The organism is Vibrio sp. Y176 (assembly GCF_033438945.1).
The window spans coordinates 1-928 of the sequence record NZ_JAWOQS010000187.1 but is presented as its reverse complement, the minus strand read 5'-3'; the positions used below and the strand labels follow the sequence as shown (position 1 = coordinate 928).

Here is a 928-nt window from a genome sequence, read left to right as displayed (position 1 = left end):
TTGCAGCAAGATTCCGTCTTTCATTGGCGCGCCATCAATCAAGATCTGCAAATCACGAAGTTTACTGACATCTTCAGTATGGCCTTCAACGCGCTCATCGACTTTCTCGTAGTAGGTGTCTGGCGTTGGCATAAAGTCCATACCGCGGTCACGCAACGTTTGCACCGTTTGATAGATGTCATCCGTTGTCAGTGCGATATGCTGAATACCTTCCCCGTTGTATTCGCGGATAAACTCTTCAATCTGCGATTTGTCATCCGAGGATTCATTGATTGGAATGCGGATTTTGCCACACGGCGCCGTCATTGCGCGGCTGACAAGGCCGGTCAGTTTACCTTCGATATCGAAGTATCGAATTTCTCGGAAGTTCCCGATGCGCTCATAAAAACCAGACCATACATCCATATTACCTTGCTTAACGTTGTGCGTGAGATGGTCTATCTCGTACAAGCCAACGTCTGATTTTGCTAAGCGATCGTCTGCATCATCATAAAAACGGAAATCGACGTCGTAGATGCTCTGCTTGCCATAGCGATCAACGAAATAAAGCAAGCTTTCACCAATACCGTAAATGGCAGGGATACTCAGTTCCATCGGACCAATTTCAGTTTTGTACTCTGTGCCGCCGTTTTGAATAGCATGTTCAAGCGCAACCGTCGCGTCTTTCACACGAAACGCCATACCCCATACAGATGGGCCGTGAACTTTAGCAAACTCCTCCGCCTGGCTATGAGGCTGGGCGTTCACGATAAAGCTGATGTCACCTTGTCGATACAACCATGCTTCTTTCGAACGATGTTTGGCTATTTCAGCAAAGCCTAGCGATGTAAATAACGCTTTTAGTTGTTCAATGCCTTTGCTGTCAGCAGCTGTGTATTCAACAAACTCAAATCCGTCTGTACCTAATGGGTTGTATGTGTCCACCATG

Annotated in this window: 1 protein-coding gene; it reads right to left on the bottom strand. The window is 46.9% G+C overall.

Annotated elements, in window-relative coordinates; translation table 11 throughout:
* On the bottom strand, positions 1–927 hold a 927-nt coding region (gene hppD / locus R7O13_RS24990; protein ID WP_318304960.1), incomplete at its 3' end, for a 4-hydroxyphenylpyruvate dioxygenase.
* Position 928 lies beyond the last annotated feature (1 nt).